The organism is Neobacillus sp. SRL179 (assembly GCF_984799095.1).
Map to the genome: position 1 here is coordinate 943852 of NZ_OZ481792.1, position 17346 is coordinate 961197.

General features: G+C 40.7%; 18 protein-coding genes. 3 read left to right on the forward strand and 15 right to left on the reverse strand.

The window, feature by feature from the left end; all coding sequences use genetic code 11:
• Nucleotides 1-223: 223 nt before the first annotated feature.
• The 13 genes from leuB to AC4E8C_RS04705 form a co-directional block, all read right to left on the reverse strand.
• Nucleotides 224-1330 (reverse strand): 3-isopropylmalate dehydrogenase, encoded by a 1107-nt coding sequence (gene leuB / locus AC4E8C_RS04645; protein WP_490210650.1) that lies wholly within the window; start codon nucleotides 1328-1330, stop codon nucleotides 224-226.
• Nucleotides 1331-1440: 110 nt separating this feature from the next.
• Nucleotides 1441-2982 (reverse strand): 2-isopropylmalate synthase, encoded by a 1542-nt coding sequence (locus AC4E8C_RS04650; protein WP_490210652.1) that lies wholly within the window; start codon nucleotides 2980-2982, stop codon nucleotides 1441-1443.
• Nucleotides 2969-4000: a ketol-acid reductoisomerase gene (ilvC, locus tag AC4E8C_RS04655; protein ID WP_490210654.1), complete on the reverse strand. Its 1032-nt coding sequence runs from the start codon at nucleotides 3998-4000 to the stop codon at nucleotides 2969-2971. The genes AC4E8C_RS04650 and ilvC overlap by 14 nt, the downstream gene beginning before the upstream one ends.
• A 26-nt stretch (nucleotides 4001-4026) precedes the next feature.
• Nucleotides 4027-4548: an acetolactate synthase small subunit gene (ilvN, locus tag AC4E8C_RS04660; RefSeq protein WP_335471537.1), complete on the reverse strand. Its 522-nt coding sequence runs from the start codon at nucleotides 4546-4548 to the stop codon at nucleotides 4027-4029.
• Nucleotides 4545-6272 (reverse strand): biosynthetic-type acetolactate synthase large subunit, encoded by a 1728-nt coding sequence (gene ilvB, locus AC4E8C_RS04665; protein ID WP_490210656.1) that lies wholly within the window; start codon nucleotides 6270-6272, stop codon nucleotides 4545-4547. Before ilvB ends, ilvN begins: the two co-directional genes overlap by 4 nt.
• 521 nt (nucleotides 6273-6793) lie before the next feature.
• Nucleotides 6794-8464 (reverse strand): dihydroxy-acid dehydratase, encoded by a 1671-nt coding sequence (gene ilvD, locus AC4E8C_RS04670; protein WP_490210658.1) that lies wholly within the window; start codon nucleotides 8462-8464, stop codon nucleotides 6794-6796.
• 395 nt (nucleotides 8465-8859) lie between these two features.
• On the reverse strand, nucleotides 8860-9588 hold the full coding sequence (locus tag AC4E8C_RS04675; RefSeq protein WP_490210660.1) for an exonuclease domain-containing protein: 729 nt from the start codon (nucleotides 9586-9588) through the stop codon (nucleotides 8860-8862).
• Nucleotides 9581-10567, reverse strand: coding sequence for a DUF294 nucleotidyltransferase-like domain-containing protein (locus tag AC4E8C_RS04680; protein ID WP_490210662.1), 987 nt, complete (start codon nucleotides 10565-10567; stop codon nucleotides 9581-9583). Before AC4E8C_RS04680 ends, AC4E8C_RS04675 begins: the two co-directional genes overlap by 8 nt.
• 88 nt (nucleotides 10568-10655) lie before the next feature.
• Nucleotides 10656-11915, reverse strand: a complete 1260-nt coding sequence (locus tag AC4E8C_RS04685) for an ammonium transporter (protein WP_490210664.1) — start codon at nucleotides 11913-11915, stop codon at nucleotides 10656-10658.
• A 208-nt stretch (nucleotides 11916-12123) separates the two neighbouring features.
• A complete protein-coding gene (locus AC4E8C_RS04690; RefSeq protein WP_490210665.1) occupies nucleotides 12124-12453 on the reverse strand; it encodes a MerR family transcriptional regulator in 330 nt (109 codons plus the stop codon).
• Between the two features lie 133 nt (nucleotides 12454-12586).
• Nucleotides 12587-12748 carry a hypothetical protein gene (locus AC4E8C_RS04695; protein WP_490210667.1) on the reverse strand — a complete coding sequence of 54 codons (162 nt, stop codon included), beginning with the start codon at nucleotides 12746-12748 and terminating at the stop codon, nucleotides 12587-12589.
• Between the two features lie 24 nt (nucleotides 12749-12772).
• A complete protein-coding gene (locus AC4E8C_RS04700) occupies nucleotides 12773-12910 on the reverse strand; it encodes a hypothetical protein (RefSeq protein ID WP_490210669.1) in 138 nt (45 codons plus the stop codon).
• A 186-nt stretch (nucleotides 12911-13096) separates the two neighbouring features.
• Nucleotides 13097-13456 (reverse strand): PspA/IM30 family protein, encoded by a 360-nt coding sequence (locus AC4E8C_RS04705; protein WP_490210671.1) that lies wholly within the window; start codon nucleotides 13454-13456, stop codon nucleotides 13097-13099.
• A gap of 326 nt (nucleotides 13457-13782) precedes the next feature.
• Here AC4E8C_RS04705 and AC4E8C_RS04710 point away from each other — a divergent pair, with 326 nt between their 5' ends.
• The 3 genes from AC4E8C_RS04710 (at nucleotide 13783) to AC4E8C_RS04720 (ending at nucleotide 16103) form a co-directional block, all read left to right on the forward strand.
• Nucleotides 13783-14580: a basic amino acid ABC transporter substrate-binding protein gene (locus AC4E8C_RS04710; RefSeq protein ID WP_490210673.1), complete on the forward strand. Its 798-nt coding sequence runs from the start codon at nucleotides 13783-13785 to the stop codon at nucleotides 14578-14580.
• Between the two features lie 147 nt (nucleotides 14581-14727).
• Nucleotides 14728-15384: an amino acid ABC transporter permease gene (locus tag AC4E8C_RS04715; RefSeq protein ID WP_490210674.1), complete on the forward strand. Its 657-nt coding sequence runs from the start codon at nucleotides 14728-14730 to the stop codon at nucleotides 15382-15384.
• Nucleotides 15381-16103, forward strand: coding sequence for an amino acid ABC transporter ATP-binding protein (locus AC4E8C_RS04720; protein WP_490210676.1), 723 nt, complete (start codon nucleotides 15381-15383; stop codon nucleotides 16101-16103). Before AC4E8C_RS04715 ends, AC4E8C_RS04720 begins: the two co-directional genes overlap by 4 nt.
• A gap of 380 nt (nucleotides 16104-16483) precedes the next feature.
• On the opposite strand, the gene AC4E8C_RS04725 is transcribed toward AC4E8C_RS04720, so the two are convergent.
• Nucleotides 16484-16744 carry a zinc ribbon domain-containing protein gene (locus tag AC4E8C_RS04725; RefSeq protein ID WP_490210678.1) on the reverse strand — a complete coding sequence of 87 codons (261 nt, stop codon included), beginning with the start codon at nucleotides 16742-16744 and terminating at the stop codon, nucleotides 16484-16486.
• 14 nt (nucleotides 16745-16758) lie between these two features.
• Nucleotides 16759-17268: a hypothetical protein gene (locus AC4E8C_RS04730; RefSeq protein WP_490210680.1), complete on the reverse strand. Its 510-nt coding sequence runs from the start codon at nucleotides 17266-17268 to the stop codon at nucleotides 16759-16761.
• Nucleotides 17269-17346: the final 78 nt, after the last annotated feature.

The window sequence follows — 17346 nt, forward strand, 5'->3', positions numbered from 1 at the left end:
CGGTGGATAGCAGGTGCCAATCTGCGGATAGCAGATGCCAATCGGCGGATAACACATGCCAACTGGCGGATAGTGGTGCCAACCGGCGGATAGTGGTGCCAATCAGCGGATAACACATACCAATCGGCGGATAGCGGCTGCCAATCGGCGGATAAAATAATGCCATTAGATTTATAAAGGTAAACCGCCTCACAAATCAAGACGGTTTACCCTAAGAAATTACTTAATAATAACAGCTGGCGATACACTTTGATGCATTTTGAGATTTAATATAATCGGCAATTAATTTGGTCATTTCAGCAGTACCTACAAGACGTCCCTCTGCAATTTGAACATCGCCTGTATGGAATCCAGCATCGAGAATGGATTGGACAGCATCCTCAATTACTTTGGCCTCAGTCTCAAGGTTAAAAGAGTACCTTAACATGAGGGCTGCAGATAAAATCATCGCAACTGGGTTGGCAATCCCTTTTCCAGCAATGTCTGGGGCAGACCCATGAACGGGTTCATAAAGGCCTAGACCATTTTCAGCCAGGCTGGCAGAAGGGAGCATCCCGATCGAGCCAGTTAGAACGGATGCCTCATCACTTAAAATATCGCCAAATAAATTCTCTGTGACAATAACATCAAACTGGGTCGGGTTCGTGATTAACTTCATAGCCGCAGCATCGACTAAAACATGTTCTACAGCAACATCAGGATATTGAGCCTTTTTCTCTTCAACCACTTCGCGCCAAAGTTTGCTGGATTCAAGGACATTGGCCTTATCGACAGAAGTGAGGTGTCCACGCCGTTGTTGGGCAGCTTGAAAACCTTTATCGACAATTCTTTCAATCTCTTTACGAGAATAAACCAGTGTATCTACAACGGAGTTTCCATTATCACGGCGCTCACTTGGTGTTCCAAAGTAAAGCCCGCCAGTTAATTCACGTACAATAAGGAGGTCGCTTCCTGAAACCACTTCTTCCTTTAATGGTGATGCATGGAGCAGGTTTTTAAAACCTTTGATTGGCCGTAGGTTTGCATACAAATCCAGCGCTTTACGAATGCCGAGCAAGCCTCGTTCAGGTCGAAGATGGGAGGGATTTGTATCCCATTTTGGCCCGCCAACAGCACCTAATAATACTGCATCGGCTTGCTTACAGGCATCCACAGTCGTGTCTGGAAGGGGAGTGCCGTAAAGGTCAATGGCTGCTCCTCCGATTTCATGGGTTTCAAAGCTAAAATGATGATTAAATTCTTCAGCAATTGCCTGTAATACATCTTTTGCAGAATTAATGACTTCCTTGCCAATCCCATCACCGGGAAGTAGAACAATCTGTTTTTTCATTAGAAGCAACCTCCTCATTTGGTTTAATTTAGACGCCTAGAGAGGCGCATATTGCAATAATAGAATTTATAAGTTTAAACTTTGAGAAATGTCCAGCTCCAGCGCTTTTCTTACAAAGCCGGTTCTTTCACACTGTTTTTTTGATTATAAAATACACGATTGACGGCGTTTAAAAAGGATCTAGCCGATGCTTCGAGAACGTCTTGCGCAGAGCCGCGTCCGCTGAAAGCCATGCCATTGACGGTCATTTTTACATGCACTTCGGCAAGGGCATCACGGCCTTGCCCAACAGAGCTTAATCGATAGTCGGTCAAATGTATTTCCTCTTTAATAAGTGCTTCAAGAGTGTTCATGAGTGCTTCCACACTTCCTGAACCTGTTCTGGCTGTTTCCACTCGGTCTCCTTCTGGAGTGATGAGTGCAACCGTTGCGGTAGGGAGGTTGGCAGAACCATACTGAACTTGGAAAGCAACTAGTTCATATTTCTTCACATCAATAGTTGTTGTTTGGATATCGGTTAAAATGGTAAATAAATCTTCGTCAGTAACTTCTTTTTTACGATCTGTTAACTGTTTAAATGAAGTGAAGGCTTCTCCCAGCTTTTCGGTGGATAAGCTAAAGCCCATTTGCTCAATTTTGTCTTTAAAAGCATGGCGGCCTGAGTGTTTCCCAAGTACTAAATCATTAGATTTTACGCCAACTAACTCAGGGGTAATAATTTCATACGTTAACGTATTCTTTAATACACCATCCTGATGGATCCCTGATTCATGGGCGAAGGCATTTTTTCCGACAACTGCTTTGTTAGGCGGGACAATCATACCTGTAAAGCGGCTGACAAGGTCACTGGTACGTTTTATTTCGTTTAACACTAGATTAGTAGTAAAAGGATATTTATCTTTTCGAATATTAAAGGCGACGGCAATTTCCTCTAGGGAGGCATTACCAGCACGTTCACCGATGCCATTTATTGTACCCTCGACTTGGGTAACTCCGTTTTCAACAGCTGCGATAGAATTGGCAACGGCCATTCCGAGGTCATCATGACAATGACAGGATAAGGCAACTTTATGGATATTTGGTACGTTTTCTCTGATGTAACGGAACATCCGTCCATATTCTTCAGGTGTTGTGTAGCCGACCGTATCAGGAAGATTGATAACTGTTGCACCTGCATCAATTACCTTTGTAATGATTTTTACAAGAAAATCTAAATCAGAACGAGAAGCATCTTCAGCTGACCATTCAATATGGGGGAATCTCGTTTTGGCATATGCAACCATATCAACGGCAGTTGTCAAAACTTCTTCAGGCGTTTTCAACAGCTTATATTGCATATGGATGGGGGAGGTTGCAAGAAAAACATGCAACCTTGGTTCCGCTGCATCTTTTAACGCATCCCACGCAATGTCAATGTCCGATTTTGTTGCGCGTGCCAAGCCGGTAACCGATGAATTTTTGATCGTTTGGGCAATAGCTCTTACTGCTTCGAAATCGCCTTGAGAGGAAGCCGGAAAACCGGCCTCCATAATGTCCACGCCAAACCGCTCGAGCTGTTTGGCAATTTCCAATTTTTCAAGCTGGTTTAAATTCACACCAGGGGACTGTTCGCCATCACGTAAGGTTGTATCAAAGATATTAACGTGAACCATTTACCACCACTTCCTTCTTTGCAGTTACTGGCTTTTTAATAAACGGCATTAAGGCACGAAGTTCACGGCCGACTTGTTCAATTTGGTGATTGTTCTCAGCGCGGTTAATTGCGTTAAATTGTGGACGATTTGCTTGGTTTTCTAAGATCCAGCCATGAGCAAATTTACCTGTTTGGATATCTTTTAAGACTTCCTTCATGCGTGCTTTTGTATCTTCATTTACAACACGCGGGCCGGAAACGAAATCTCCCCACTGAGCTGTATCCGAGATTGAATAGCGCATGTTTTCTAAGCCACCTTCATATAGAAGGTCAACGATTAATTTCAACTCATGTAAACACTCGAAATATGCCACTTCAGGCTGATAACCTGCTTCTACTAGTGTTTCGAAGCCTGCTTTGATTAGGGCAGTAGTACCACCGCAAAGAACCGCTTGTTCTCCGAATAGATCTGTTTCGGTTTCTTCTTGGAAAGTTGTTTCTAATACTCCGGCACGGGCAGCACCGATTCCTTTTGCATAAGCAAGTGCTACATCGCGTGCTTGACCAGTGTGGTCTTGGTAAACCGCATATAGTGCTGGAACTCCGGCACCTTCTGTATACGTACGGCGAACTAAATGTCCTGGGCCTTTAGGTGCTACTAAGAATACATCAACGTCCGCAGGAGGGACGATTTGGCTGAAATGAATATTGAATCCATGGGCAAATACTAAGGAATTACCAGCTTCAAGATTTGGTTTAATGCTTTCTTCATAAACCTTTGGCTGCATTTCGTCCGGAAGAAGAACCATCACCACATCTGCTGCAGCAGTTGCTTCGGCAACGGAACGAACATCCACGCCATCTTCCACTGCTTTATCCCATGACTTTCCACCGCGTAAGCCAACGACAACATCAAAGCCGCTTTCTTTTAAGTTAAGTGCATGTGCATGACCTTGAGATCCATAACCGATGATTGCGATTTTCTTTCCTTGTAAAACTTCCTCTTGAATATCTCCGTTATAAAGTACCTTTACCATTATTAATCATCCTTTCAGGAATAGTATTATTTTAATAGTGAGTATGTTGCTAGTTCGTTTACTTGTGGCTGGTGCCCACGTTGGAGGGCGGTCAGACCGGTTCTGGCAATTTCTTTTATGCCGTAAGGACGGAGCATTTCAATCAAAGCATCGATTTTATCGGGTCGACCTGTAATTTGAACAGCCAGACTGTCTTTGCTCACATCAATAATTAAGGCACGGAACGGATCAATAATTCCGTTAATTTCACTGCGTAATTGGCTGTTGCTAGCCACTTTAATTAAGGCAAGTTCCCTGGCAACAATGGCTTTATCAGTAATATCGGAAACTTTTAAAACATCAATTTGCTTGTTTAATTGTTTTGTCACCTGCTCAAGTCGTTGTTCATCTTCAACCTCGACCACCAGGGTCATTTTTGAAATCCCCTCCGTTTCTGATGGACCGACTGAGATACTTTCAATATTGAACTGGCGCCTTTGCAAAAGGCCGGTGACACGATTTAGCACACCGCTTCGGTCTTGGACCGTTGCTGTTATGATCCGTTTCATGGTTTCACCCCAATCATTTCATGAATTCCTTTGCCCGGGGCTATCATTGGGAAAACTTTTTCCTGCTGCAAGACACGACAATCAACTAAAACAGGGCCATTATGGGCAAATACTTCAGGTAGAACGGTAATCAGTTCTTCCTGATTGTTAACTCGATAGCCCTTAATAGAATAGCTGTCAGCAAGTTTGACGAAATCAGGCTGTGTATGAAGAATCGATTCTGAAATTCTGTTTCCATGTAATAGTTCCTGCCACTGGCGAACCATTCCTAATGCACCATTATTAACAATGATGATTTTTACTGGAAGGTTTCTTTCATAAATAATCGATAACTCCTGAAGTGTCATTTGAAAGCCGCCATCCCCAACAATCGCTACAACGGTACTATCTGGTGCAGCAATTTGAGCACCTATTGCTGCAGGGAAACCGAAGCCCATTGTTCCAAGTCCGCCAGAAGTAATCCAATGGTGCGGTTCATTAAAAGTGTAATACTGGGCTGCCCACATTTGATGCTGGCCAACATCGGTTGCGACTATCGCTTCACCGTTCGTTACTTTATGAACGGCTTCGATGACCCATTGTGGACACATTCCGTTTGGATCATGTTTATACCAAAGCGGATATTCGTGTTTGTATTGACTTAGCTTTTGGAGCCATTCACCTGTTTTCGGTGTTTCAGTCTCCTGGTCAAGCAACTCGCGTAAGGCCTCTTTCGTATCCGAAACGATTGGAAGATGAGTTGGAACATTTTTACCAATTTCAGCTGGGTCAATGTCAATATGGGCAACCTTCGCAAAAGGTGCGAAGTGTTTAAGATTACCTGTAAGTCTGTCATCGAAGCGGGCTCCAAAGTTGATAAGCAGATCGCATTCATAAATGGCCATGTTCGCTGCATATGTTCCGTGCATTCCAGCCATGCCTAACGAAAGGGGATTATCTGCCGGAAAGGTACCTAGTCCCAGTAAAGTAGTAACTACCGGAATTTGGTGTTTTTCTGCCAAAGCCCTTAATTCGGAAGATGCTCTTCCGTGGAGAACTCCAGCACCAGAAAGAATTACTGGTTTAACTGCTTTTGAAATAGAATCGGCAAGCTTTTTAATTTGTAATGGATTTGGCTTGGTTGTTGGCTGGTATCCAGGTAAATTAATTCTGCCTTCTTCAGGTTCTTCCATTAAAAATCCGGCGGAGATATCTTTAGGAACATCGACCAAAACTGGACCTGGCCGGCCGGTAGAAGCAATATGGAAGGCTTCCTTAACGATGCGTGGTAAGTCCGCGATTGATTGAACCTGATAATTATGTTTGGTAATCGGTGTGGTAATGGCCATCACATCGGCTTCTTGAAAAGCATCTGTCCCGATTACACTCCTTGCAACCTGACCGGTAAAGATCACAAGCGGCAGGGAATCCATCATCGCATCGGTTATTCCTGTAACCAGGTTAGTTGCTCCAGGTCCAGATGTAGCAATGACAACTCCTGGTTTCCCAGTAACCCGGGCATAACCTTCAGCAGCATGAATCATACCTTGTTCGTGACGGAAAAGGACGTGCTTGATTGTACCCCGTGCCCGGTAAATGGCATCATAAATTGGCAGGACGGCACCTCCGGGATATCCAAACAGTGTCTCAACTCCTTCTTTTTTCAGTAAGTCGATGAGAAGGTCTGCACCGGTTTTGGGCTCGGTACTAGTTTGGACATCAAGCTTTTTTGCTTCTACTTTCACGTCGTAATCCCTCCTTAGGGTATTTGAATATTTAAAAAACTCAGCACATGCTGTGTCTTGTAAAAAATAAGATACATAACATCGTAAAAAGACCTATTCTCCACGAATACACTGCAGTGAGGACAACAAAGCAGAATAATCGGGGAGAATAGGTCTTTCTTTTTCTCGGTACCACCCGGTTTTTACAGTATCCTTACGAATACTGCCTTATGAAGCGACAAAATATACGCTTCTTTTGGTAACAGGTGCCCATATGAACACCTGATTGAGCCTACTAAGTTGACCGTTCAGCTCAATACTCAGGGATGATGTCAGAATAAGTTGTATTACTGGGCTTCCAGCAACCCCAGCTCTCTGAAAATACATTTTCTTATTCCTTTATTCCCGTCATCGATTTAATGGTATTTTTTTGTCAAATGAAATTCATTTAACGCTTTAGCACCGTAACTTCCTTAGGGAAGGGGAAAGGTACTAGGGATTCCCTTGTATAACAATCTAGGCTAAATGGACGTTACCGCCTTTTAGAATTTCATGATTCCGCCAGTATTGGCAGAGGTTACAAGTTTAGCATATTTTGCTAGATAACCAGTTTTGATTTTTGGCTCTGGTTTCACCCAGGCCTTTTGTCTTTCAGCTAACACTTCATCATCCACAAGAAGTTCGATGGAACGTGCTTCAAGATCAATTAAGATTTTATCACCATTTTCAACTAATGCGATTGGACCGCCTTCTGCTGCTTCTGGTGAGATATGACCAATGGAGATTCCGCGGCTGGCACCCGAGAAGCGGCCATCTGTTATAAGGGCAACTTCTTTACCTAATCCGCGTCCCATAATAGCAGAGGTAGGTGCCAGCATTTCTGGCATGCCAGGTCCGCCTTTAGGTCCTTCATAACGAATGACCACAACGTGACCTGCTTTGACTGTGCCGTTATTAATATTTTCTTGTGCGTCATCCTGGTTTTCAAAGACGATGGCTTCACCCAAGAAGGTTTTAATAGAAGGATCAACTGCACCAACCTTGATAACGGCGCCATCTGGAGCAATGTTTCCATATAGGATGGACAGTCCACCAACTGGGCTATATGGATTATCTTTTGTCCGGATCACCGCTTCATTAGTGATTGTTGCATCTTTCACATTTTCTGCAAGAGTCTTTCCAGTAATCGTTAAGCGGTCTTTATGTAAGGCGCCCTCAACTTTATAAAGTTCATTAATGATGGCACTCACACCGCCCGCCCGATGAACATCATCCATTGAATAATCGGAAGCTGGCATAATTTTTGCTAAGTAAGGAACTCTTTCAGCAATTTTGTTAATATCACGTAAATCATAGTCAATTCCGGCTTCATGGGCGATTGCCAATGTATGAAGTACGGTATTAGTTGACCCGCCCATTGCCATGTCAAGTGCAAAGGCATCGTCGATCGCATCGCGGGTAATGATGTCACGTGGTCGAATATCTTGTTTAACTAATTCAATTAAATGTCTTGCTGCTTGACGGATTAGTTCATGCCGTTCTTCTGATGTAGCAACAATGGTTCCGTTACCGGGAACTGTCATTCCTAGAACCTCCATTAAACAGTTCATCGAGTTAGCGGTAAACATCCCTGAACAAGATCCACAAGTTGGGCAGGCATTGGTTTCAATGTCTAAAAGCTGTTGTTGACTAATGGTCCCGTTATGGTAAGCACCAACCCCTTCAAAAACCGAGGTAAGGGAAAGATTCTTTCCTGTCGAAGGTGAAGTGCCTGCTTCCATTGGCCCCCCTGAAACAAATACGGAAGGAACATTAGTTCTCGCAGCCGCCATTAACATTCCTGGTGTGATTTTGTCACAGTTCGGAATGTAAAAAACCCCATCAAACCAATGAGCGTTGATGACTGTTTCCGCACTATCTGCGATAATTTCGCGGCTAGGAAGGGAATAACGCATACCAATATGCCCCATGGCAATTCCGTCATCTACACCAATGGTATTAAACTCAAATGGGATACCACCTGCTTCCCGAATCGCTTCTTTAACAATTTCACCGAAATGATTAAGATGTTTATGTCCTGGAATAATGTCAATATACGAGTTACAAACCCCAATAAATGGTTTCTCCAAGTCACTCGTTTTGACCCCAGTTGCATATAATAGACTTCGGTGGGGAGCACGATCAATTCCTTTTTTAATCATATCGCTGCGCATTTTTCTATCTCCTAACTGACAATGGCATGTTCTGTACTAGTTGGGTAACAATCAACACCATCTGTTGTAACGAATTGTATAAATTCCTCTAATAACTGTTTAGTAAGTTCAGAATTTTTTAAGTTTGATGATTATTTTCGATAATCATACAACCAAAAGAAAACAAGGTCAATATTAAAATCTGACAATTCAAACAAATAGGAAAAACTGATAGCGTTTACATCGTTGCTGTGATAAGGAAATGAAGAAAAACTTTTTTTCGAAAATTTTTTTTATTAAGTTATTAAAGAGGACAAGCATAGAGGAATGACGAGGGTTTACAAGCTCAAAGTGTTTGAAATAATCGAATCATTACTTCTATTTTCAATGTGAAATTAGAAGTATGTTTAAGTGATTTATCCTATCTTTGCAAGATATTCATAGACATCCCGTAACTGGTAAAATCCTTTTTGTTGTGCCTGCCGAATATAATACTTCCAAATTTTTGCTGTCATAGTGGCATCTCCTAGAGCGTGGTGACGATTCTGTATGTCGATCCCGCATTCATTACATACTTCATCTAGTGAAGCAGATTTCATATAGGGGTTTGCTAGACGGATTAAAAAAGAAGTATCGATGATTCGATGGTCAAATTTTGTTTTTAATACATTTAGGGTCACTTTTCTCATAAATGATTGTTCATGATGAGCATGATGGGCAACAAGAATATCACTCTTTATAAAATTGAAAAATTGCAGCAGTACCTCCGATACAGGTGGGGCGGTAGATAATTCGGCATCGTTTATTTTGGTTAATGCAATAATTTCTTCAGATAAGGGAAGCTCAGATCGAACTAAGGAATAAAATGTCTCTGAATCCTTAATTTGATCGCCGATCATTTTGATGGCTCCAATCGAGATGATTTGATCGCCCTTTTCTGGATAAAAACCAGTCGTTTCTAAATCAAACACGACAACCTTTAATTCGTTTAGTGGGATATCCAGGCTATTTTTTTGTCTCATTTCCCTTTGGAGCTCTCTTACAAATGCTATTTGCTGCAGGGAGGAAGGATCTTGTAAACTGGCATAAATATTAGAATTGAGCCGTCCGGATATTTGCCTGAAAAATTGAATCATCTCATTCATTTTCATATAACCCCTTCTTTTCTAGTAATTTTCTAACGTTGTAAAATAATGCAGCGCCATTTTTAATCATTTCCTTTACATCTCGTGTTTGTTCTTTTGTGAGTCGGTTAATGGCTAAGTAGTGTCCGGAATCATAAGAGCTATGATCAGCAAACAATAGACGGTAGTTTAATAGTTTTAAAAACTGCTGTTGAAAAAATTCCTTGTCACCAGACGGAAACCAGTTAGGCGGAATCTTTTCAAGGCGTGAAAGGGTAGCTGTTTCAAGCATTTTCTCTTTTATAGAGTAAAGACGAACAGCGTTCACATAGGGGAAAAGGCCGATCTCTTTTATGTTTAATGTACCGGCATGGGGTCCGTGTGTTTCTACTAGCAGCTGTCCTAAAAGGTTTACACCTTTTTTGAGGTGCAATGTATTGCTTAATGATTTTGTAATCAACTGTCTTTTATTAGCTGTTTCATAGATGTGTTTCTTTAACGTATCTACATATGAACTCTCGCCATATATTGATCTTCCATCAAGAAAAATTAATAGATAGCGGATAGATTTCCATGACGATTCCTGAATCCAGTTTGACAATTGTTGGTGCCATTCCGTTATCGATTTGCACCAAAAGGGATTGCTGGCCATGACGCCGCCGTCGCAATAGGGATAACCTGCTTGGTGGAGTCCTTTTGAAATTTCCTTTCCTAAAGCTAAAAAGTATGACTTTATTTCAGCATTTTGTTCGGAGTAGATAATTCCGTGGTCTTGGTCACTCCAAATCGATTGTTCCATACGGCCGCCGCTTCCCATAAGAAAGAAAGTAAATAAAGATGGCGGCGGGCCATGTTGGGTAGAAAATTGTTTTAGTGCTATGAGTAAAACTTGCTTAACAATAGCATCATGCAGGTTGTTCACCTTGTAGTGATCGTGAGCTGCTTCCACCATGCTTATTTTCCTAAATTCCGCAACCTCTGAGTAAGACTCCGCATTCATCCTTTCACCATCCTTTCTTATATAACAATTTGGCAGCCCATTCTGAAGTTAATTAGAATGGACTACCACTAAATAAATGATTAATCCCTTATGCATTGAGCTTTTGTTCAGCCTTAATCAATTCAGGGTATCCATAGCTGCCATGTTCACTCATATCAAGACCAATAATTTCTTCCTCTTCAGTGACACGCAATCCTTTCATTGCTTTTTTCATTACAGATAGAAGGATGAAGGAAACGATAAAGGCAAAAGCCGCACAGGTGACGACGCCCATTGCTTGAACACCAAGTTGATGGAACCCGCCGCCATAAAACAAACCAGGCCTTCCGACAGTGGCTAATTCTTTTGTTGCGAAGAAACCAGTCGATAAAGTTCCCCAAACCCCGGCAGTGCCGTGCACAGATAGTGCTGCAATTGGATCATCAATCCCTTTACTTTCAAAGAAGCGAATGCTGTAGAATACTAGAATTCCAGAAATAAACCCGATAAGGACGGCAGCCCATGTATCAACAAATGCACAGGAGGCTGTAATGGCGACTAAACCTGCCAATGCACCATTTAACATCATCGGAACATCAGCTTTACCCAACACCGCCCACGAAACGATCATAGCTGCTATTGTTCCTGCTGCTGCAGCTAAGTTTGTATTTATGGCGACAAATCCGAAAAAAGCACCGTCGACTGATAATGTACTACCCGCGTTAAATCCAAACCAACCTACCCATAATAACAACACGCTTAAAGCTGTAAAAACTTGGTTGTGACCAGCAAGATTATTGGCAGAACCATCTTTGTTGTACTTACCAATACGAGGTTTTAAGATGATCGTAGCGGCTAAAGCTGCCATGGCTCCAGTTAAGTGAACGACTGTTGAACCTGCAAAGTCTTGTTTTCCGTGTTCTGCCAGCCAGCCGCCGCCCCAGATCCAGTGTGCAATCGGAGGGTAAACAATAACGGAGAATAATACTGCAAACACGAGATAAGCACTGAGTTTAGCGCGTTCTGCAAAACCGCCAAACGCAATCGTTAAGGAGATACCGGCAAACGCTAATTGAAATAAAAAGAAAACCGAACCTGACAATGGCAGCCCATCCATGTCATAGCCTGAATAAAGAAAATCGGAGAAACCAATGATCGGGTTTCCTTTGCCAAAAATTAAACCAAACCCGACTGCCCAAAATATAATTGAACTAATTCCAAAGGTAAGTATGGTTTTCCCTGCAATATGTCCTGCGTTTTTCATTCTAGTTGAGCCTGTTTCAAGTAAGATGAACCCCCCCAGCATTAATATGACGAGGACTGCCCCAACCATAACCCAAAGACTATTCATTAAGAAGACTGTATCCATATTTTCTTCCCCCTTTTATTATTATGTTAATTTTTATAACATGTGGTGTAGTTGTATTTTGACATGGATGGAGGGGTGGTTTCTATAAGTCTGGAAGATAATCTTACATGGTTTTTAAAAAGGTCAAAAAATCAATCGTAGGCGGGGGATCTGGACAAAGAAAAAGCCTCGTTTCTCATAAAGAGAACGAAGCATGTCTCAATGTATATTAATGATTCTTCCGTAATCCAAACTGAGCATTCAACTGTCCTTGAATCATTTTCCGACGAATATCTTCTTGATTCTGTTTCTTTTGTTCCCGGATCATTTCCTTCCTAATTTCGTGTGTCTGAATGCCATCCTCTATTTTGTTCGCTATCTCCATCAGCAATTCCACATCTGAAAAGGAAAATTTACGGCTGCCACCGGCAGATCTTTCAGGGAAAATCAATTTTCTCTCTTCATAGTACCGTATTTGTCTTTCGGAAAGACCCGTAAGATCTCTGACAATGCCGATTGTAATGACCTTTTTATCTTTATATGACAAATCTTTTCCCATCTTAGTCACTCACCAACCCTATTGTCCTCATAGTTAGAATATTCTACTTTTATTATATGTTAGATCTTCTCACATGAAAGGGAATTTTAAAACTATAATGCTTACTTTACTAAAAAGTTTATTCAAACTAAGACTATTGCTTATTTGGTGGTAATAACTTTTTATACAGACTCTCTAACTCACTGATTGTGAGGGAATGTAACATGATGGATGAATCTTTACATTCTGATTCTGTTAATCTCTTTATATAAAAATTTTTTAGTTGATTGAGGCCTTTACGCAACTGGTTCGTCATCGTTTCTCCTCCTTCAAACAGATATCAAGTATTTTGAAGCCTTCTTAAAAGCTCATTTCCTTTTGAGCCCATGGTTTTCAGGAGCTCCTCATATAGTTCATCTCTTAATTGATCTAATTGGAGAATTCTTTCGGCTAATTTAATCTCATTTCGTTGAGCCATTAAATATCTTCCTTTCGGAGTGGAGGTTATATCCAAAAGTTAACTGAAATTCGAGTATTTGTCTGTGAAGATGTGAGAAAAATTAACAAGAAATTTCCGAATCGAGGAAATTTGTGAGAGGGAATCCTACTCTACAGTCTTTAAAAAAGGAAAGAACCAAGCATTCTGCCTGGTTCTAGATGTTTTCTAATATTCCCCCCCATCAAATGGTGTGAATGGGAAGTTGAACCGTCTTTCAACGGCACGTAGCCGTTGATTAACACGTTGGAGACGGCGTTGTAATTGGGTTACATCCCGTTGCAACTGGTCGATTTCTCTTTCTTGACGCTCATTTTGTCGTTCAAGCTGATTAACGCGGCGTTCTAACTGCTGCGGTTGCCTATCAGGATCATATTGGTCGAATGGGACATAGGAATTAACTTGCTCTTGTGGAAGATAGGGATTCATTTGCTCTTGTGGAAGATAGGGATTCATTTGCTCAACAGGAACATAGGAATGGTATTCCATCGGTATTTGTGGTTGTTGATAATAGCCATATGGGTACATGTGGGCATCTCTCCTTATGTGATAGTACCCTATAAAATATGCATTGATATATACTGGGAGACGGCGAATGCCTATTTACTGGCAGTAAAATAGCGACAAATGTATAAAATGGAATAGAATTTCCATTGTATTGAAACAATAATAAATTTAACAAGTTTAGCATAGTGTTAAATGGATATGAATGAGTAATACTCATTCATATCTGGTTTCAATTTTAATATTTTGAAAAAATAAAATATTGAATAAAAAAACAAAAAAAGGTATAATCAACTGTATTCAAAATATTGTTAATGTTTAAATAAATAAAAATAATTAGGAGGAAAGAAATGAAGAAATTAAAATTGGTAACTGTAATGATGGCCGCGCTACTTTTAGTTTTATCAGCCTGTGGAACAAGTAAAACAGGGGGAAATGAGAAAAAGACGTTAAAAGTAGTTACCGACGCTGCATACGCACCATTTGAATACCAGGATAAAGGGGAAATTGTTGGCTTTGATATCGATTTTGTTAATGCCGTGGCAAAAGAGGCTGGATATGATGTGAAGATTGAACATGTTGGCTGGGATCCAGTCTTTGTAGAAGTGGAAGGGAAAACTGCCGATTTCGGTGTTTCGTCGATTACAATTACACCAGAACGCGAAGAGTCCTATGATTTCACCGTCCCTTACTTTTTATCAAAGAATGAAATTCTTGTACCAAAGGGAAGCTCCATCAAGAGTGCTAAAGATTTAGAAGGCAAAAAAATTGCGGTCCAAAATGGAACGACCGGACAAGAAGTAGTTGAAACCCTTTTTGGCAAAAACAATCCAAATCTTAAAAAGTTTGAAAATAACAATCTAGCGATCTTAGAACTGAAAAATGGCGGCGTTGATGCAGTTGTTGCAGATAATTCAGTTGTAGAAACCTATGTAAAAAATAATCCGAAAGATAATTTTGAATTTATTGAAGACGAGGGTGCCTTTGCAAATGAGTTCTATGGCTTATTATTACCAAAGGGAAGTAAGCTTAAAGGTGATTTAGACAAGGCCATTAAAAAGGTCATTGACAATGGAACATATGCAAAAATTTATAAAAAATGGTTTGATGTTGAACCCGATACCAATATTTTAAAAGAACAACAATAGTTTGAAGCAGTACACAAGGTAAAAGAAATTATATACAAAATAAGAAATTGCGTAACTTCTAATCCTAAAGGCAGTTACGCAATTTTTGGTTAACTACTTTAACCTTGAGTACATAGTTAAATCACACGAGATACAAGGGGAATCGATATGGATATTAGGTGGGATATAATTGTAGAATACGCGCCCTTGCTTTTAAAGGGGACCTTATTAACGATTGGCTTTTCAATTGCTAGTATTTTAATAGGTACTATTCTCGGTTTATTTATCGGGTTAGGAAAAATGATGCGAAACAAGCTGTATGCATTGCCGTTTGTTTGGTATATCAACTTTTTTCGCGGCACCCCGCTAATGGTGCAAATTTTATTAATACATTTTGCAGTCGTTCCTGCATTTATAGATAATACCAATGCCATCGTGGCAGCCATTTTAGCTCTTTCTCTCAATAGTGCAGCATATGTTGCGGAAATATTCCGTGCCGGAATTCAATCGATTGATAGGGGGCAGATGGAAGCCGCTCGGTCACTTGGGATGTCACATGGACAAGCCATGAGACACGTTATTTTACCACAAGCCTTTAAACGGATGATTCCACCGCTTGGCAATGAGTTTATCGTTTTAATTAAAGACTCTTCCCTTGCTGCCTTAATTGCTGCTCCTGAGCTGATGTACTGGGGTCGTGCCATGCAAGGTCAATATATGCGGCCATGGGAACCATATCTTTCTGCGGCGGTTATTTATCTTATTTTAACCCTTTCTTTAAGCTTCTTGTTAAACCGTCTTGAAAGGAGGTTCGCAACAGAATGATTCAAGTGAAAAATTTAAAAAAATCATTTGGAACACATGAGGTTCTAAAGGACATTAATGTCACCGTGAAACCGCAAGAGGTAGTAGTTGTCATTGGTCCTTCTGGTTCTGGGAAATCAACTTTTCTTCGCTGTATCAATATGTTAGAAACCATTACAGGGGGACATGTCTTAATTGAAGGTGTTGATATCACGGATAAAAAAACCGATATTAATAAAATTAGGACAGAAGTGGGGATGGTATTCCAGCAATTTAATCTATTTCCTCATAAAAAGGTCATTGATAATATCATGCTCGCGCCGATGAAGGTCAGAAATATTCCAGCTGATCAAGCAAGAGCAAAAGGAATGGTGCTTCTTCGTAAAGTAGGCTTGGAGGATAAAGCGGAAGTCTATCCAGATTCATTATCCGGAGGGCAGAAACAGCGGGTGGCCATTGCTCGAGCGCTGGCAATGGAGCCAAAAATTATGCTTTTTGATGAACCAACCTCTGCACTCGATCCCGAAATGGTCGGTGAGGTTTTGGAAGTCATGAAGCAGCTTGCCAAAGAAGGGATGACGATGGTAGTCGTCACACATGAAATGGGCTTTGCCAAAGAGGTCGGTGATCGTGTTATATTTATGGATGGCGGCCTGATTGTCGAGGAGAAAGTTCCTAGTGAGCTTTTTGATAACCCACAAGAGGAGCGGACAAAGGCCTTTTTAAGTAAGGTATTATAATTTCTAAGGGTGCTGGAAAACAGTGCCTTTTTTTGTGGGATTGAGATGATAATTGTGCCTGTGGTTCTGTGATTCTGGTGCTAGCAGTCAAAATAAAAAGTAATTGTCCCGTCAAGCTGAAAAAATAAGGCAAGCGGTCATAATTAAAAGTAAATGTGCCCGACAAGCGGAAAAATCAAAGCAAGCGGTCAAAATAAAAAGTAAATGTGCCCGACAAGCTGAAAAACCAAAGCAAGCGGTCATAATAAAAAGTAATTGTGCCCGTCAGGCGGAAAAAATGAAGCAGGCAGTCATAATAAAAAGTAATTGTGCCCGTCAGGCGAAAAAACCAAAGCAGGCGGTCATAATAAAACTATATAAACAAAAAAAGATGACATGCATCATCTTTTCCATCTCTCAAGCTTATGAATATTCCGGGTAAACAGCCCCGCCATAAATTTAGGCATACCAAATTCTACAATCTTTTGTTTAACTCTTTCTTTCATTTCTTCTACAGTGAGGTCAGGTAGAGTGAATTCGCCGTTCATATAGCAGTGACTGCAATACTTTACACTTTTCACACCATTCTTTTCCGTTCCTCCACCTAGTTCATCTTTTGCCAAAGGCATTCCACAGCTTTGACAGCTTTTATAACTCGCCATTTTCCACACTCCTGTTAATTTTCAAACTCAAACACTTCGACGATTCGGTCTGCTTTTATCCTATTTTGACACAGTTTAAATAATTTCCCCAAAAATTCCTCCGTTTCATTTGGTGAGGAGGGAAGTTTGATTTGTAGCTTGGTCTCACCAAACATTTGCTTAAAATAGGCTTTTCTAATGTCGTTTTTCCCATCTCTTTTCAATGGTTGGTAGGTCCAACTAAGATGCGGACCATCATCAAGTTCGATAATTTGCCGAATTTCCGCACAAGTTGTGGACTTGTTATGAGCATAAATGACTAAATAATAATTGTCATTTCGATGCCAATCTATGAATAAAAAGTAATAGCCAGACTCGTATTCTGGACGAATGATTTCAAAGGCAGCCAGTACTTTCTTTTCGTTGGTCCACTGATGAAACTTTGGCAGCATCCCGCCAACTAGCTCTAATTTTTTTATTTCATAAGTCAACGGTTTTGAATTTTCCACTTGACTAGCTATCAAAATAGCTTGTTCCTTTTCCAAATTGATAATCCCCTTTTGGTATTTGGTTCTATTATACTTTGTAATTCAGGGAAAAAGTAAGATTTGTCAAATCTATTT

What these genes read in the sequence shown, in the direction of transcription:
- AC4E8C_RS04715 (WP_490210674.1), top strand. Translation starts at nt 14,728, where the DNA reads ATGGATATTAGGTGGGATATAATTGTAGAATACGCGCCCTTGCTTTTA.
- ilvN (WP_335471537.1), bottom strand. Translation starts at nt 4,548, where the DNA reads ATGAAACGGATCATAACAGCAACGGTCCAAGACCGAAGCGGTGTGCTA.
- AC4E8C_RS04705 (WP_490210671.1), bottom strand. Translation starts at nt 13,456, where the DNA reads ATGTACCCATATGGCTATTATCAACAACCACAAATACCGATGGAATAC.
- ilvC (WP_490210654.1), bottom strand. Translation starts at nt 4,000, where the DNA reads ATGGTAAAGGTACTTTATAACGGAGATATTCAAGAGGAAGTTTTACAA.
- AC4E8C_RS04680 (WP_490210662.1), bottom strand. Translation starts at nt 10,567, where the DNA reads ATGAATGCGGAGTCTTACTCAGAGGTTGCGGAATTTAGGAAAATAAGC.
- AC4E8C_RS04710 (WP_490210673.1), top strand. Translation starts at nt 13,783, where the DNA reads ATGAAGAAATTAAAATTGGTAACTGTAATGATGGCCGCGCTACTTTTA.
- AC4E8C_RS04685 (WP_490210664.1), bottom strand. Translation starts at nt 11,915, where the DNA reads ATGGATACAGTCTTCTTAATGAATAGTCTTTGGGTTATGGTTGGGGCA.
- AC4E8C_RS04725 (WP_490210678.1), bottom strand. Translation starts at nt 16,744, where the DNA reads ATGGCGAGTTATAAAAGCTGTCAAAGCTGTGGAATGCCTTTGGCAAAA.
- AC4E8C_RS04690 (WP_490210665.1), bottom strand. Translation starts at nt 12,453, where the DNA reads ATGGGAAAAGATTTGTCATATAAAGATAAAAAGGTCATTACAATCGGC.
- AC4E8C_RS04675 (WP_490210660.1), bottom strand. Translation starts at nt 9,588, where the DNA reads ATGAATGAGATGATTCAATTTTTCAGGCAAATATCCGGACGGCTCAAT.
- AC4E8C_RS04695 (WP_490210667.1), bottom strand. Translation starts at nt 12,748, where the DNA reads ATGACGAACCAGTTGCGTAAAGGCCTCAATCAACTAAAAAATTTTTAT.
- ilvD (WP_490210658.1), bottom strand. Translation starts at nt 8,464, where the DNA reads ATGCGCAGCGATATGATTAAAAAAGGAATTGATCGTGCTCCCCACCGA.
- AC4E8C_RS04700 (WP_490210669.1), bottom strand. Translation starts at nt 12,910, where the DNA reads ATGGCTCAACGAAATGAGATTAAATTAGCCGAAAGAATTCTCCAATTA.
- AC4E8C_RS04650 (WP_490210652.1), bottom strand. Translation starts at nt 2,982, where the DNA reads ATGGTTCACGTTAATATCTTTGATACAACCTTACGTGATGGCGAACAG.
- leuB (WP_490210650.1), bottom strand. Translation starts at nt 1,330, where the DNA reads ATGAAAAAACAGATTGTTCTACTTCCCGGTGATGGGATTGGCAAGGAA.
- AC4E8C_RS04720 (WP_490210676.1), top strand. Translation starts at nt 15,381, where the DNA reads ATGATTCAAGTGAAAAATTTAAAAAAATCATTTGGAACACATGAGGTT.